The 13,520-nt window shown below is 66.5% G+C and carries 15 protein-coding genes and 2 tRNA genes (1 of these 17 cut by a window edge); 8 read left to right on the forward strand and 9 right to left on the reverse strand.

Annotated elements, in window-relative coordinates:
* Positions 1-22, forward strand: a tRNA-Ala gene (locus tag RTY13_RS08995) (it extends 154 nt beyond the left edge of the window).
* A gap of 54 nt (positions 23-76) precedes the next feature.
* On the opposite strand, the gene RTY13_RS09000 is transcribed toward RTY13_RS08995, so the two are convergent.
* Entirely contained in the window at positions 77-289 is a 213-nt protein-coding gene (locus RTY13_RS09000; RefSeq protein WP_312782795.1) for a hypothetical protein, read from the reverse strand.
* Between the two features lie 224 nt (positions 290-513).
* Here RTY13_RS09000 and RTY13_RS09005 point away from each other — a divergent pair, with 224 nt between their 5' ends.
* Positions 514-1,425, forward strand: coding sequence for a 2-oxoglutarate and iron-dependent oxygenase domain-containing protein (locus RTY13_RS09005; protein ID WP_312783149.1), 912 nt, complete (start codon positions 514-516; stop codon positions 1,423-1,425).
* Positions 1,426-1,507: 82 nt separating this feature from the next.
* Here RTY13_RS09005 and RTY13_RS09010 read toward each other — a convergent pair whose 3' ends face one another.
* The 3 genes from RTY13_RS09010 to RTY13_RS09020 form a co-directional block, all read right to left on the reverse strand.
* Entirely contained in the window at positions 1,508-3,397 is a 1,890-nt protein-coding gene (locus RTY13_RS09010; RefSeq protein ID WP_312782797.1) for a ubiquitin-activating E1 FCCH domain-containing protein, read from the reverse strand.
* A 117-nt stretch (positions 3,398-3,514) separates the two neighbouring features.
* A complete protein-coding gene (gene mtgA / locus RTY13_RS09015; protein ID WP_312782799.1) occupies positions 3,515-4,219 on the reverse strand; it encodes a monofunctional biosynthetic peptidoglycan transglycosylase in 705 nt (234 codons plus the stop codon).
* Between the two features lie 42 nt (positions 4,220-4,261).
* The gene (locus tag RTY13_RS09020; RefSeq protein WP_312782801.1) at positions 4,262-5,227 is read right to left on the reverse strand and encodes a WD40 repeat domain-containing protein; all 966 of its coding nucleotides are present in this window, start codon (positions 5,225-5,227) and stop codon (positions 4,262-4,264) included.
* A 96-nt stretch (positions 5,228-5,323) separates the two neighbouring features.
* On the opposite strand from RTY13_RS09020, the gene RTY13_RS09025 reads away from it, so the two are divergent.
* The gene (locus tag RTY13_RS09025) at positions 5,324-6,025 is read left to right on the forward strand and encodes an alpha/beta hydrolase (protein WP_312782803.1); all 702 of its coding nucleotides are present in this window, start codon (positions 5,324-5,326) and stop codon (positions 6,023-6,025) included.
* Between the two features lie 182 nt (positions 6,026-6,207).
* Here RTY13_RS09025 and RTY13_RS09030 read toward each other — a convergent pair whose 3' ends face one another.
* From RTY13_RS09030 to RTY13_RS09050, 5 genes are all read right to left on the reverse strand, one after another.
* On the reverse strand, positions 6,208-6,417 hold the full coding sequence (locus RTY13_RS09030) for a DUF2093 domain-containing protein (protein ID WP_207823370.1): 210 nt from the start codon (positions 6,415-6,417) through the stop codon (positions 6,208-6,210).
* Positions 6,414-7,505, reverse strand: a complete 1,092-nt coding sequence (locus RTY13_RS09035; protein ID WP_312782804.1) for a GTP-binding protein — start codon at positions 7,503-7,505, stop codon at positions 6,414-6,416. The genes RTY13_RS09030 and RTY13_RS09035 overlap by 4 nt, the downstream gene beginning before the upstream one ends.
* Before the next feature lie 167 nt (positions 7,506-7,672).
* Positions 7,673-8,662 (reverse strand): cation diffusion facilitator family transporter, encoded by a 990-nt coding sequence (locus tag RTY13_RS09040; protein ID WP_312782806.1) that lies wholly within the window; start codon positions 8,660-8,662, stop codon positions 7,673-7,675.
* Positions 8,663-8,747: 85 nt separating this feature from the next.
* Positions 8,748-9,407, reverse strand: coding sequence for a hypothetical protein (locus RTY13_RS09045; RefSeq protein ID WP_312782807.1), 660 nt, complete (start codon positions 9,405-9,407; stop codon positions 8,748-8,750).
* A gap of 47 nt (positions 9,408-9,454) precedes the next feature.
* On the reverse strand, positions 9,455-10,771 hold the full coding sequence (locus RTY13_RS09050) for a cyclopropane-fatty-acyl-phospholipid synthase family protein (protein ID WP_312782808.1): 1,317 nt from the start codon (positions 10,769-10,771) through the stop codon (positions 9,455-9,457).
* A 201-nt stretch (positions 10,772-10,972) separates the two neighbouring features.
* On the opposite strand from RTY13_RS09050, the gene rplU reads away from it, so the two are divergent.
* The 5 genes from rplU to RTY13_RS09075 all read left to right on the forward strand — a co-directional run bounded on the left by rplU (position 10,973) and on the right by RTY13_RS09075 (position 13,518).
* Positions 10,973-11,446: a 50S ribosomal protein L21 gene (rplU, locus tag RTY13_RS09055; RefSeq protein WP_312782810.1), complete on the forward strand. Its 474-nt coding sequence runs from the start codon at positions 10,973-10,975 to the stop codon at positions 11,444-11,446.
* Positions 11,447-11,543: 97 nt separating this feature from the next.
* A complete protein-coding gene (rpmA, locus tag RTY13_RS09060; RefSeq protein WP_207823383.1) occupies positions 11,544-11,828 on the forward strand; it encodes a 50S ribosomal protein L27 in 285 nt (94 codons plus the stop codon).
* Positions 11,829-12,000: 172 nt separating this feature from the next.
* Positions 12,001-12,534, forward strand: coding sequence for a GNAT family N-acetyltransferase (locus RTY13_RS09065; RefSeq protein WP_312782814.1), 534 nt, complete (start codon positions 12,001-12,003; stop codon positions 12,532-12,534).
* 124 nt (positions 12,535-12,658) lie between these two features.
* A tRNA-Leu gene (locus RTY13_RS09070) sits at positions 12,659-12,745 on the forward strand.
* A gap of 158 nt (positions 12,746-12,903) precedes the next feature.
* Complete coding sequence (locus RTY13_RS09075) at positions 12,904-13,518, forward strand: ribonuclease D (protein WP_312782815.1); 615 nt, start codon at positions 12,904-12,906, stop codon at positions 13,516-13,518.
* The last annotated feature ends 2 nt before the right edge of the window (positions 13,519-13,520 follow it).

The following is a 13,520-nucleotide window of genomic DNA, read 5'->3' on the forward strand; positions in this document are numbered from 1 at the left end:
TCGACTCCGCTAAGCTCCACCATCAAAGGCCTCGCGGAAGCCCCGCGGGGCCTTTGTCCTATCTGGCTCCTGATATTCAGTCCTCGTCCATCGCGCGGAACATGGCCTCGGCCTCGTCGAAGCTGTCATAGGTCAGTTGTTCAGGCGGACGAGCGATGACGAACCAGGTGACGGAGCGCCCCGGCGCCAGGGTGCGTGTCTGCTGCCAGAAGCTGCGGTCGGACCGGGCCTGAAGCAGGGTCCAGTCCCCCTCGCCCTTGGGCGGTTCGGGCTGTGAGCGTGCGTCCATAGGCTCCCTTCCATCCTAGCCAGCCCCCACACCACAACAGCCACGCTGGAGAGTCAAAGATCAAGGCGTGCGGCCGAAAGGGCGCCGGACTGCCAATTTGTTCCGGCAAGGCGTATGGAACCCTCCATATCCGCATTCAGAGGCTTTATTCGCTCGTGAGCTCTCCGCTGACCGCATCCTCCGCCGAGGACCAGACCAAGACCCGCGCCATCGTCCCCGTGTCGATGCAGGGCTATGACGCCGACTTCCAGGCCTTCGCCGACGCCCTGGGCGCCTCCTTCTCGCGCTACGGCTTCGCCGTGATCGCCGACCACGGCCTGGATCAGGCGACGATCGACGCCGCCATCGCCGACGCCAAGGCCTTCTTCGCCCTGCCGGAAGACGTGAAGCGTCAGTATCACCAGCCCGGCACCGGCGGCGCGCGCGGCCTGACCCCCTTCGGCGTCGAAGCCGCCAAGGGCGCAGCCGCCGTCGACCTGAAGGAGTTCTGGCACGTCGGCCGCGAGCTGCCGGAGGGTCATCCCTATCGCCAATACATGCGCGACAACGTCTGGCCGACCGAGATCGAGGGCTTCCAGCCCCACCTCTACGGCATGTTCGACGCCCTGGATCAGCTGGGCCGCAAGATCCTCAAGGCCATCGCCCGCTACATGAAGCTGGGCGACGACTATTTCGAGGACAAGGTCGAGCTGGGCAACAGCGTGCTGCGGATGCTGCACTATCCGCCGGTCCCAGCCGACGCCCCGGGCGTGCGCGCCGGCGCCCACGAGGACATCAATGTCATCACCCTGCTGCTGGGCGCCGAAGAGGCCGGCCTGCAGCTGAAGGACGCCGACGGCGAGTGGCTGGACATCGCCCCGCCCGCCGGCGCCCTGGTGGTCAATATCGGCGACATGCTGCAGCGCCTGACCAACCACGTCCTGCCGTCGACGACCCACCGCGTGGTCAACCCGGCCCCCGAGCGTCGCGGCTTCGCCCGCTATTCGACGCCCTTCTTCCTGCACTTCAACCCGGACTTCCCGATCGAGACCCTGCCCTCGACCATCACCCCGGAAAACCCCGACCGCTATGCCGGCAAGACCATCCTGGCCGAGGACTTCCTGATGGAGCGCCTCAAGGAGATCCGCCTGATCTGACGGGTCGGCGCATCGCCCAGAAATGAAGAAAGGGCCGGCGGAGCGATCCGCCGGCCCTCTTGTCTATCCGCCGCCGCTCGCGTCAGCGTGCGATGCGCAACCGCGTGATGTCCCGCCCGATAGCCTTGAAGGCGTCCTTCAGGTCCGAGCCGCTGTTGGCGTTGAAGAAGTGAGTGTTCTCGTTGGTGGCGCATGTGCGCAGCACCTCAATCGCCGTATCCACGCCCGCGCCGCCGGTGCTGGGATTGGCGCCGAGATTGAAGCCGACCGTATAGACGATGACCCCCTGATCCCGCATGCCGTTGCACAGGGATACCGACTGCGAGAAGGCGTTCCCATTGGTGGCGTTGCAGTTGATATGGGTCGCCGCCCCGCCGCTGCCGTTGCCGGCATTCTTGGCGATCACGTCCTGGCAGAAAGGGGTGTTGAACTCACCGTCGGTCATCAGGATGACGACCTTCAGCGTCTTCTGCGGATCATAGGCCGCCGGCGCGCTGGAGCCCGTCCACAGCGAGGTGAAGTTCGGCGACACCAGATACCAGCCCCAGGCCAGCCCGATCTGACCCGCTGTCGAACCATCGTCCTTCAGAGCATTGATCGCGGACTTCAGATCGGTTCGACTGCTGGACAGCGGCATGATCGTGGCCGACGGACAGGGATTGCCGCTGTCCGTATAGCTGCGGCCGACGCGCGCGCTGCTGGTGGGGGCCGCGTCCGTGTAGGCTTCAAGGCCCGTGCGCTCGCTGGCGCAGGTGCTGACCTGGTAGGTGCTTATCCCGCCGGCGGCGTTGTCGAAGCGATACCATTCGCAGCCCTGCTGGGCGCACCAGGCGCGCCCGGCGCTTGTATAGGCCCCGTAGCCGGTGGCCAGGACTCCGGTCGAGAAGGAGTTGGTGGTGACATTGCCCACGACCCAGCTCTTTTTGTTCAGCTGAGTCATGCCCTTCACTTCGTCGATATAGACAGCCTCGCCGTTCGTGAGGCCATGACCGCTGGCCGTGACCACCGCCGAGCAGTCCGACACCAGGCATTTCTGGATCGTGCCGCCCGAGGAATAGCTGCTGTAGCCCGACGACGTGCTCAGGGCGTTGGATTGGCCCGGCACCCGCACCTGGAAGGTGTTGGTCCCCTTATTGACGATCTGCAACAGCCGGTTGTTCATCTGGGTCATGCCGCTGATGCCGCTGATCCAGACATAGTCGCCGTTAGAAAAGCCGTGGTTATTGGAGGTGAAGACCGCAGGATTGGCCCGCGTGATGCCGCCGATGTTCTTGGCGGCGCCCGACTTCCACTGAGCATTGGTGATGGCGACCGGCGCCGGGATCGCGCCTCGCGCGGACGCCGCATAGGTCCCCAGGTTCACGCCCACCGCATAGGGGGCCAGGCCGACCTTGGAGTAGAAGGGCGTCTGCTGATCCTGCACCACGATGTCGATCAGTTCGCTGGCCGCCGCCTTCAGATCGATCAGCGGCTGGCCCTTCATCGATCCAGTGACGTCGAGCGCCATGGCCACCTCGACGTCGCGCGAGGCGCGCAGGACTTCGGAATGGCTGCCGACCGGCAGATAGTCGTCCATCAGCTTGCCGTAGGGCGGCAGGACGATGTTGGCGACCAGGACCTTCACGTTCACCCGCGCATCGGCGAGGATGGTGTTGCCCTGCAGCTCAAAGCTGGCGGTATCGGCCCCGCCTTCCTTGAAGTAGGCGGGCATGTTGGCCTTCAGGGCGTCCATCCCGATCCGGTTCAGGTTGTCATTGTCAGTGTATTTCGAACGAGCCGCAGCCAGGGCGGCGGCGTCCAGCGCGTCCTGAAGATTGGCCTTCACCTTGGAAGCCTGGTGAATGTCGACCGCGCCGAAGCTGACCATGACCAGGATCGGCAGAGCCACAGCGAACATCATGGCCACATTGCCGCGCCGACTGCAGGCAAAGCGCGTCGCAAAGCGTCGCACCGCGTGCGTCAGTCCCTTCATCGCCCCTTGCTTCACCGTCTCGATCCCTGAATCTGGCGGCGGACGCAGGTCCGCATTCCAGGCGATCCTGATGCGGTTCGGTTAAGGCTTGGCTCTATGCTGAGGGTTAACGCCGCCTTAGCGGTCGACGCAGCGGTCCAGCCCCGCCTCGCGCACCGTGCCCATGGCGGCCTGGATGCGGCTGGCGCGACGGCGGACATAAGGGCCGGGCGACGCCGCCTTGTAGCGACGCGGGCTGGGCAGGATGGCGGCCAGGCGGGCGGCCTCGCGCGCCGTCAGCTTGTCGGCGCTCTTGTCGAACCAGTGGCGCGAGGCGGCCTCGGCGCCATAGACGCCCGGCGCCCACTCGGCGACGTTCAGATACATCTCCATGATCCGGCGCTTGCCCCAGACCAGCTCGATCAGGCCCGTGTAGCCGACCTCCAGCCCCTTCCTCACCCAGTCGCGACTGGGCCAGAGGAAGACGTTCTTGGCGGTCTGCTGGCTGATGGTCGAGGCGCCGCGCCGCTTGTCCGAGCCGCGCTGCTCGGCCCGTTCATTGGCCTCCATCGCCTTCTGGATGGCCTCGACGTCAAAGCCGTGGTGCTGACAGAAGCGGGCGTCCTCGGCGGCGATCACCGCCTCGACCAGACGCGGCGAGATATGGTCCAGCGAGCGCCAGCGATAGTCCATGCCATGACCCGCGACCGCCTGCTTGACCATCAGGATGGTGAACAGCGGTGGCACGAAGCGGTGCAGCACCACCCCGCCGACGGGAATCAGGGCCAGGATCAGCAGCAGGGTCAGCAGCGGGCGCCGCTTGCGGGTCTTCGCACGGGTCATGACGCCATCCTGCCGGGCTCAAGCTTCAGCGCAAGCGCGATCTCAGAGCGAGACCACGCCCGCCTGACCGTCCTCGTCGGCCCAGGCGACGCGGGCGGCGCCGGAACTCATGGCCAGGGCGACGATGGGCGCGCCCTTGTCCTTCTTGATGAAGTCCAGCCCCTGCCCCGCCGGATCGGCCCACCAGACGCGGCCGTCCTCCAGCCCCGCAGCCAGACGGCCGTGGGCGGGCGCGGCGGCGACCTGGGCGATCAGGGTGGTCTCGTCGAAGCCGATCTCGGTCGCCTCGCGACCCATCGGGCCGTTGGCGCCGATGAAGGGCCACAGCACCACGCCCTGGGCGCCCGAGGTGGCCAGAAGTTGCCCCTTGGCCAGGAAGGCGAAGCTCTTGATCTTGGACGGATAGCCGCCCATCCGCATGTTCTTCTGATCCTTCAGGCGCCAGCCGTGCATCTGGTTGTCCTGCATGGCGGTGACGACGAAGGCCCCGTCCGGCGAGAAGCCGACCGCCAGGTGCGAGCCCGCCCAGGCCATCTTGACCGGCTGCTGCTGCTCGATGCGCGCGTACCACAGCCAGGCCCCGCCATAGGTCGAGGTGGCGATGCGGCGGCCCTTGGGATCGAAGGCCACGCCCGAGACGGTGCGCTCATGCTGGAAGTCGCGGCGGAAGGCGACGTCCTTGCTGTCGATCACCGACAGGGTGCGGCCCGCCGAAAAGGCGATCAGGCCGCTTTCGGCCGAGGCGTCGATGGAGTCGATCCACTGGCCCTTGGCCGTGGCCAGGACGACGCTCTCGCCCTCGCGGCTCCACACCACCTTGCCGTCATCGCCGCCGGTGACGACGCCCTCGCCCGACGGGTGGACGACGGCACAAAGGACGGCTCCGTCATGGACCTCGCTGCGGGCGCCGTTCTCGAACCGCACCGAGCCGTCGCCCAGGGCGAAGATCGCGCCCGTCTTGTCGAACAGGGCGGCGGTGACCTGGGCGTCGAAGGAGAAGATCGGCATGTCGGCTCACGCAAGGCAGAGAAAGTCAGACGCGCCTCATAGCCTTCCGCGTCGCGTCTGTCGCGCCGCTCGCCGACTTGGGCCTATAGAAGCCCCATGACCCTGCTGCTCATCCCCGGCTTCATGGCCGACGCCACCCTGTGGGACGCCATGACGGACGACCTGGCCCCGTTCGGGCCGCTGATCGCCACAGATCTGAGCCGGGGCGAGGACATCGAAAGCATGGCGGCCGCCATCCTGAGCGACGCGCCGGATCGCTTCGTCGCCGTGGGCTTTTCGATGGGCGGCTATGTGGCGCGCGAACTGGCGCGGATCGCACCGGAACGGGTGACGGCCCTGATCCTGATCGCCACCTCGGCGCGCGGCGACACCGAGGAACTGATCCGCCAGCGTCGCTCGGCCCTGAAGGCCGCGCCGAAAGCCTTCAAGGGCCTGAGCCGCCCGGCCATCGTCTCATCCCTGCATCCCGATCTGGCCGGGGACGAAGCGATGATCGCGCGGGTGCGCGACATGGGCCTGCGACTGGGCGGCGAGGTCTTCCATCGCCAGTCGGCGATGGCGCGGGCCGGCGACCTGGACCGTCTGGGCGATATCCGTCAGCCGACCCTGATCGTGGCGGCGGACGCCGACCTGCTGCGCGGAATGGATGAGGCCGAGGAACTGCATCGCGGGATCAAGGACTCGACGCTGGTCCACGTCGCGCACAGCGGGCACATGATCCCGCTGGAGCAGCCGCAGGCCCTTACCCAGGTAATGACGGAATGGCTGTCCACCCTCTCCCAATGGGAGAGGGCTTGAGCGCGCGGCGGCGATGCCGTCGCCCTTGCGCGAAAGGGTGAGGGTTGGCGGCCGAAGTCGGCCGAAGGCCGTGGCGCGGCGGCGCATGCCGACGGAAAGCGTGAACCCTCACCCTTTCGCCTTCGCCAATCGCTTCGCTCTTGGAGGCTCAAGCCCTCTCCCAATGGGAGAGGGTGGGCGACTTACTTGTGCGTCTCGACCCAGCGCTGGGTCATCAGAGCGCCCGAGGCGTAGGCTTCTTGCAACTCCACGCTCCAGTAGTTGAGCATGTCCAGGGGGATGACCGCGCCCGAGACGGCGCAGCGCACATGGTCGCCGCCCTTGACGATCTCGAACTCGGGCGTGCCGTAGATCAGCTTGGCCTCGACCCTGGCGCGGGGCGGCGGGTTCATGCCGCGCAGGCCTCGAACCCGGCCTTAAGCTCGGCCTCGTTGAGGTCGCGGCCGATGAAGACGGCGCGGCTCCAGCGGCGTTCCTTGTCGCCCCAGGCCTGCTGCAGGTCGCCTTCGAGGATCATGTGCACGGCCTGGAAGACCAGGCGGCGGTCCTCGCCGTCCACGTCGATGATGCCCTTGGCGCGCAGGATGTTCTGACCCTGCTCGCCCAGCAGCTTGTCCAGCCAGGCGGTGAACTTGGCCCCGTTCAGCGGGCGGTCCAGCGTCAGGGAGATGCCCTTGATGTCGTCATTGTGGGCGTGGCCGCGCGGGCCGTGCTCATGCGCGTGGTCGTGGTGCTCATGACCGCAATGCTCGTCATGAACGTGGTCGTGCCCGTGATCGTGGCCGCAATGTTCGTCGTGGACGTGGCCCTCGGCGCCGTGGGGCGGGTTCACGAAGTCCGGCTTGACCTCGAGAATGCGCTCCAGATCGAAGGCGTGCAGGCCCAGCACCTGATCCAGCGGCACGTTCGAACGCTCGGCGCGGACGATGGGGGCCAGGGGGTTAAGGGCGCGCAGGCGAGCCTCGAGCGCGTCCAGTTCCTCCGCCGTCGCCAGATCCACCTTGTTCAGGATGATGCGGTCGGCAAAGGCCACCTGCTCGCGCGCTTCCCTGCTGTCATCCAGACGCGCCATGACGTGTTTGGCGTCAACCAGGGCGGTGACGCTGTCCAGCTGGGTCTTGGCCTTGACCTCGTCGTCGACGAAGAAGGTCTGGGCCACCGGGCCGGGGTCGGCCAGGCCCGTGGTCTCGACGATGATGGCGTCGAAGGCGGGCTTGCCGGGGCGCTGGCGCTTCATCAGGCCGTTGACCACGCGGATCAGGTCGCCGCGCACCGTGCAGCAGACGCAGCCGTTGTTCATCTCGAACACGTCCTCGTCGGCGCCGACCACCAGGTCGTTGTCGATGCCGATCTCGCCGAACTCGTTGACGATGACGGCGTAACGCTTGCCGTGGTCCTCGGTGAGGATGCGGTTCAGCAGGGTGGTCTTGCCGGCGCCGAGGTAGCCGGTGAGGACGGTCACGGGAGTCTTCTGGGTCATGGGCGGCTAGATGGCGCTTCGTTGCTGGAAATGGAAGACGTCCTCTTTCCTCCCCATTGCATGAGGAGGGGGACCGCGTAGCGGTGGAGGGGCTTCTGCGCCTGAAGAAGCGGCCCCTCCGTTGCGGGCGCTACGCACCCGCCCCCATTGCATGGGGAGAAGAAGGATCAGCAGCTCGGGCAGTCCGGCAGGGCGCCGCTTTCCAGCTGGAAGGTGGTGTGGTTGACGCCAAAGCGGCTGCGCGCCACGCCCTGCGCCTCGATCAGCAGGGCGTCGGCGTCGGACCGGTCGTGGACCAGGTGCGCCGTCAGGGCCGTGTCCGTGGTCGACAGGCCCCAGATGTGCAGGTCGTGCACGGCGCTGACGCCCGGCAGTGCCAGGAAGGCGTCGTGCACTTCGGCCACCTCGACCCCGTTCGGCGCGGCGTCGAGCGCCAGGTTGACCGAGTCCTTCAGCAAGCCCCAGGTGCCGATCATGATGACGACGACGATGCCCAGGCTGACCAGGGCGTCGATCACGGCCCAGCCGGTCAGCAGGATCACCGCCCCGGCGACGACCACGCCCAGCGACACCGCCGCGTCAGCCATCATGTGCAGATAGGCCCCGCGCACGTTCAGGTCCTTGTGCTGGTCCTTCATGAACAGCAGGGCCGTGCCCAGGTTGATGACGAAGCCGATGCCCGCGACGATCATGATGACGCCCGACGCCACTGGCGCGGGCTCGGCCAGTCGCCGCACAGCCTCGAAGGCGATGGCCCCACAGGCGAAGATCAGCAGCAGCGCATTGCCCAATGCCGCCAGCACGGTCGCCTTGCCATAGCCATAGGTGCGCCTGGGCCCCGCCGCGCGCCGCGCCAGCCAAGCCGCGCCCCCGGCCATAGCCAGACCCAGAACATCGGACAGGTTGTGGCCCGCATCAGCCATCAGAGCCGTGGAATCGGCCCAGATCCCGGCGCCGAACTCGCAGGCCACAAAGGCCAGGTTGACGATCAGACCGACAGCGTAGCGCCAGTCGCCGGTGTTCACCGGCCCATGATGATGCCCGCCGATGCCGTGGGAGTGGGAGTGGCCGTGATCATGCCCGTGTCCATGGCCATGCGAATGGTCGTGGCCCGCATGGCTGTGGTCGTCATGGTCGTGTGCGTGATCGTGCGCCATGCACCCCCTCTATGCCCGCCCGCTGCGCCGCGTCAACGACGCCGAACATAAGTCATTGAATGTAAATATATAAACTATCAGCGCATCAGTGCTGATGGGTCATCACCAGGAAGCCGATCAGGATCAGGGCCACACCCAGGATGGCGCCCTCATAGCGCGCCCAGCGTTCCAGCCGCAGGATGGAATAGCCGGCGCTGGCCAGGGCGGCCAACAGGGTCATGCCCAGCACCGTCCCCGCCGCGAAGGCGAGCGTCAGCAGGGCCAGGGCCATGACCCCCTCGGTCGCCGACGACAGATAGATGGGCAGCAGCACCTCGCCCGGCGTCACCGCCATCATCAGCACCAGGCCCCAGAAGGCCGCACGGTCCGACACGGCCGGCTCGGGCACCTCGGCCTCCGGCCCCGTCGCCGTAATCGGTTTCTGCAAGGAGGCCCGCGCCAGATAGAAGGCGCCGAAGATAAAGAGCAGGGCCGCCGACAAGTGCGGCAGCAGGCCGCCGATCCAGGCGTTCAGCGCCAGTCCCGCCGCCACGATCAGCGACCCGACCAGGGCGGTGGACGCGATGTGCGCCAGCCCCGCCGTCACCGCGACCGTCATGACCCGCGTCAGGCTCCACCGCTGCGCCCGCCCGACCAGGACAAAAGGCAGCCAGTGGGTCGGCAGGGCCGCATGCAGGAAGGCCGCGACGAATCCTCCGCCCAGAAGCGAAATCAGAACGGGCTGCTGAAGATCGTGCGGCGACATTCCCGCCGCTATATCGTGTTACTTTGTAACAGTCGATCCCCTTTTCGCTATTGATAGAGGCTGGCCCTATCCAGCGGCAGGCCCGACGGTCCGGCTCGACGTTTCTGGGCCACGGTCTGGTAGACCTGCACCGCGCCGCGCTCGAACCCCTTGGCGAACAGGGCGAAATAGATGAGCCACAGCCGCGTGCGCGCCTCGCCCGCCAGGCCGTAGGCGTCCTCGCGACGCTCATACAGGCGCCGGGTCCATTCGCGCAGCGTCAGCTCGAAATGTTCGCGCATGTCTTCGACGTCCAGGGTCTCGAAACCGAGGCGCCCCAGGTTGGTGACGGTCATACCGATGGTGTCCAGCTCCCCGCCGGGGAAGATGAAGCGGGTGATGACCTTGGTCGTCGGCGTGGGCCGCAGTTCCCCCTTGCCGCCGCGCCGCACCGAGGCCTGATGGAAATAGAGGCCGCCCGGCTTCAGCAAACGCCGCATCTGTTCAAAATGCCGTTCGTGGTTGGCGAAGCCGGCGTGCTCGAACATCTCGACCTGGGCGATGGCGTCATAGGCGCCGCGTTCATCAACCTCGCGATAATCCTTCAACTCCAGCGTCACCCTGTCCGACAAACCCAGGCGCTCGACCTTGGCGCGGGCGTAGTCCAGCTGAGCCTGACTGAGGGTCACGCCGTGAACATGGACGCCGTACTTGCCGGCCGCCCAGCAGGACAGTCCGCCCCAGCCGCAGCCGACATCGAGCATCCGCTGGCCAGGCTTCAGCCGCAGCTTGCGGCAGATTCGATCCAGCTTGGCCTGCTGGGCCGCCTCCAGCGTCGCGTCGTGGCTGGTGAAATAGGCGCTGGAATAGACCATCTCCGGATCGAGGAAGAGGCCATAGAAGTCGTTGCCGACATCATAGTGGAACTGGATGAAGTCCTGGTCGCGCCGCCCGCTGCGGTCGCGCCCCACGCCGTCATCGCCCGTCGCGTCCCAGGCCGGGAGCGCCTCCGCCCCGCCCTCGCCGCGCCCCAGCAAGAAGGGCAGGGCCTCTCTTAGGATCAACCCGCGATCCAGGGACCGCTTGAGATGGACCGCCCGACCATGGTCCCAACGATCCGCCGCCTCCAGCGGACTGCCGCCCTCCACCCGGACGTCGCCTGAGGCGAACAGCTCAAAAAGCGTCATCAGACTGGGCTTGAAAATCATGCGGCGCACGGCGCTCGGCCGCGCCACCACGATCTGGATGTCCTCACGCGCGCCTGGCCCCAGAGGAAGAACCTCGCCGTTCCACAGCCGCAACGAAAGGTCCGCCTTGAGATGCTCCGCCACATGGCCGACGATGCGACGCGCGGCGACGATACGCCGATCTGTGGATTGTTTCATTCAAACCCCCTACTGAACCCTGTTCGCCCATCGCACGGAAGACGGGCGCAGGATAGCTTGACCGAGCTTTTCAGCCTGCGGACGGGGTTTTCACCCCCGGCACGTTGACTCTGGCGCGCCCTTCCGTATATGTCGCCGCTCTTCGCCCGCAGGGTTTCCTGACGGGCGCATTCTTTTTTGCGTTCACGCTGAGGCTTCCAAATGTACGCGGTGATCAAGACCGGCGGAAAGCAGTACCGGGTTCAACCGGGCGATGTGATTGTTGTCGAGAAGATCGACGGCGACGCTGGCGCTGCCGTCAATTTCGGTGAAGTCCTCATGCTGGGCGGCGACAAGGGTGTTACGGTCGGCGCTCCGCTGATCGACGGCGCCGCTGTCGCAGCCACGCTGATCGAGACCCGCAAGGGTGAGAAGATCAAGATCTTCAAGAAGATCCGTCGCCAGGGCTACCGCCGCACGAACGGCCACCGCCAGATGGAATCGGTCCTGCGCATCACCGGCATCGAAGGCGCCGGCGAGAAGGCCAAGTGGGACGGCAAGGTCGAGCTGATCACCAAAGCCGAGATCAACGCTCGCGCCCGTGGCCTCGCCCCGCGCGTTGAAGCTGTTGAAGCTGCTCCGGCCAAGAAGGCTCCCGCCAAGAAAGCCGTCAAGGCTGAAGGCGCCGAAGCCTAAGACATTCACCGGCGCCGGGATCGGCGCCTAGCAGGACGAAGGTCGCGCTCAAGTAGCCCGCAAGGGCGGTAGCGCACCAAGGAAGAGGAGCAGCAAGATGGCTCACAAGAAATCCGGTGGTTCGTCGCGTAACGGTCGCGACTCCGAGTCGAAGCGCCTTGGCGTGAAGAAGTACGGCGGCGAGAAGGTTCTGGCCGGCAACATCCTCGTGCGTCAGCGCGGCACCACCTTCCACCCGGGCGACAACGTCGGCCTGGGCCGCGACCACACCCTGTTCGCCACGGTGAACGGCTCGGTGAAATTCACCACCAAACGTGGCGGCCGTTGTTACGTGTCGATTCTCGCGGCCAACGACGACGCTCAGGCCATGGCCGCCGAGTAACGCGAACTGGACAAAATCCGGGATCGCGTCGCTCAAGAAGCCGCGATCCGGACCAGGGAAATTTTCCGCGGGGAGTCTGGATCACCAGGCTCCCCGTTTGCGTTTCCCCGCCTCGCTGACCGCCCGAGCCCTGATGAACAAGGACGGCGGTCGCACCAAAGGGGCGTGACCCATGTGCGTGATTGAAACCTCTCCCGTCGTCGAAACCCGGCGCCTCATCCTGCGTGCGCCCGGCGCCCAGGACGTGACCCGCATCGCCGCCCTGGCCAACGACCGCGACATCGCGCGCATGACCAAGCGCATGCCCCACCCCTTCCAGGTCCAGGACGCCGAGGACTTCGTCCTGCACGTCGCCTCCCAGGACCCGAAGCGGGCCAACACCTTCGTCATCGAGCACGAGGACCTGGGTCCGGTCGGCGTCATCGGCCTGTTCGAGGGCGAGGACGCCGTGCCCGAGGCCGGCTACTGGATCGGCCGCGAGTTCTGGGGCCGGGGCTTCGCCACGGAAGCCCTGGAGGGCGCCCTGGTCTGGGCCTCGAAGCGGTGGAAGCGCCGCGCCCTGGTCGCCGGCCACTTCGCCGACAACCCCGCCTCGGGCCGCGTGCTGGAGAAGGCCGGCTTCCTCTATACGGGGGAGACCCGTCCCGCCTTCAGCCAGGCGCGCGGCGCGATCGCCGACACCCGGATGATGGTCTGGCTCGCCTGATAGAACGCTGATTTCGCGGGAATTTCGGTCAACAGCGCAGTTTTTTCAGAGATCGGAAAAAAGGCTGTTGACCGCCCGGAAGGTCCCCCCTATTAGATCGCTCCTCGGCGGGGCGACCCACCGGGCCCAGATGGCGGAATTGGTAGACGCGCTGGCTTCAGGTGCCAGTGACTTAACGGTCGTGGAGGTTCGAGTCCTCTTCTGGGCACCATATTCTCAAGCGGCGTCGCATCCTATCGGATGCGGCGCCGTTTGTCATTTCAGCCCCCTGCTTCATCATCGATAACGGCGAAGGTCGGCGCTGCGTCCTAGCGATAGCGCGCGGTTCGTCTATGTTGTCGCCCTGAACGACCACCCGAGTTTCCAAGCATGACCGTTTACCTGCACGAGGGCGACCTGCCCGACGGCCTCGACCTCGGCCCCGAGGTCGCGATCGATTCCGAGACCATGGGCCTGCGCTTCCGTCGCGATCCTCTGTGCGTGGTGCAGCTGTCCTCAGGCGACGGCGACGCCCATGTCGTGCGCTTAAGCCGCCCCGACTATGACTGCCCCAACCTGAAGGCCCTGCTGGCCGATCCCAAGGTGCTGAAGCTCTTCCACTTCGGCCGTTTCGACATCGGCATGTTCGACCTGCACCTCGGCGTCGAGACCCGCCCGGTCTATTGCACCAAGATCGCCTCCAAGCTGGCCCGCACCTACACCGACCGTCACGGCCTGAAGGACGTGGCGCGCGAACTGGCCGGCGTGGACATGTCCAAGGCCCAGCAGAGCTCGGACTGGGGTTCGCCCGTCCTGTCCCAGGCGCAACTGGACTACGCCGCCTCGGACGTCCTTTATCTGCACGCCATCAAGGCCAAGCTGGACGTCATGCTGGAGCGCGAAGGCCGCGCCGAGCTGGCCCGCGCCTGCTTCGACTTCCTGCCCACGCGCTCGCGTCTCGACCTGGCCGGTTGGGACGAGATCGACATCTTCGCGCACGCCTGAGG

Origin of the sequence: Brevundimonas sp. (genome assembly GCF_032055285.1) — a bacterium.
In the GTDB taxonomy this organism is placed as follows: Bacteria; Pseudomonadota; Alphaproteobacteria; order Caulobacterales; family Caulobacteraceae; genus Brevundimonas.

What these genes read in the sequence shown, in the direction of transcription:
- RTY13_RS09000 (WP_312782795.1), bottom strand. Translation starts at nt 289, where the DNA reads ATGGACGCACGCTCACAGCCCGAACCGCCCAAGGGCGAGGGGGACTGG.
- RTY13_RS09005 (WP_312783149.1), top strand. Translation starts at nt 514, where the DNA reads ATGCAGGGCTATGACGCCGACTTCCAGGCCTTCGCCGACGCCCTGGGC.
- RTY13_RS09010 (WP_312782797.1), bottom strand. Translation starts at nt 3,397, where the DNA reads ATGAAGGGACTGACGCACGCGGTGCGACGCTTTGCGACGCGCTTTGCC.
- mtgA (WP_312782799.1), bottom strand. Translation starts at nt 4,219, where the DNA reads ATGACCCGTGCGAAGACCCGCAAGCGGCGCCCGCTGCTGACCCTGCTG.
- RTY13_RS09020 (WP_312782801.1), bottom strand. Translation starts at nt 5,227, where the DNA reads ATGCCGATCTTCTCCTTCGACGCCCAGGTCACCGCCGCCCTGTTCGAC.
- RTY13_RS09025 (WP_312782803.1), top strand. Translation starts at nt 5,324, where the DNA reads ATGACCCTGCTGCTCATCCCCGGCTTCATGGCCGACGCCACCCTGTGG.
- RTY13_RS09030 (WP_207823370.1), bottom strand. Translation starts at nt 6,417, where the DNA reads ATGAACCCGCCGCCCCGCGCCAGGGTCGAGGCCAAGCTGATCTACGGC.
- RTY13_RS09035 (WP_312782804.1), bottom strand. Translation starts at nt 7,505, where the DNA reads ATGACCCAGAAGACTCCCGTGACCGTCCTCACCGGCTACCTCGGCGCC.
- RTY13_RS09040 (WP_312782806.1), bottom strand. Translation starts at nt 8,662, where the DNA reads ATGGCGCACGATCACGCACACGACCATGACGACCACAGCCATGCGGGC.
- RTY13_RS09045 (WP_312782807.1), bottom strand. Translation starts at nt 9,407, where the DNA reads ATGTCGCCGCACGATCTTCAGCAGCCCGTTCTGATTTCGCTTCTGGGC.
- RTY13_RS09050 (WP_312782808.1), bottom strand. Translation starts at nt 10,771, where the DNA reads ATGAAACAATCCACAGATCGGCGTATCGTCGCCGCGCGTCGCATCGTC.
- rplU (WP_312782810.1), top strand. Translation starts at nt 10,973, where the DNA reads ATGTACGCGGTGATCAAGACCGGCGGAAAGCAGTACCGGGTTCAACCG.
- rpmA (WP_207823383.1), top strand. Translation starts at nt 11,544, where the DNA reads ATGGCTCACAAGAAATCCGGTGGTTCGTCGCGTAACGGTCGCGACTCC.
- RTY13_RS09065 (WP_312782814.1), top strand. Translation starts at nt 12,001, where the DNA reads ATGTGCGTGATTGAAACCTCTCCCGTCGTCGAAACCCGGCGCCTCATC.
- RTY13_RS09075 (WP_312782815.1), top strand. Translation starts at nt 12,904, where the DNA reads ATGACCGTTTACCTGCACGAGGGCGACCTGCCCGACGGCCTCGACCTC.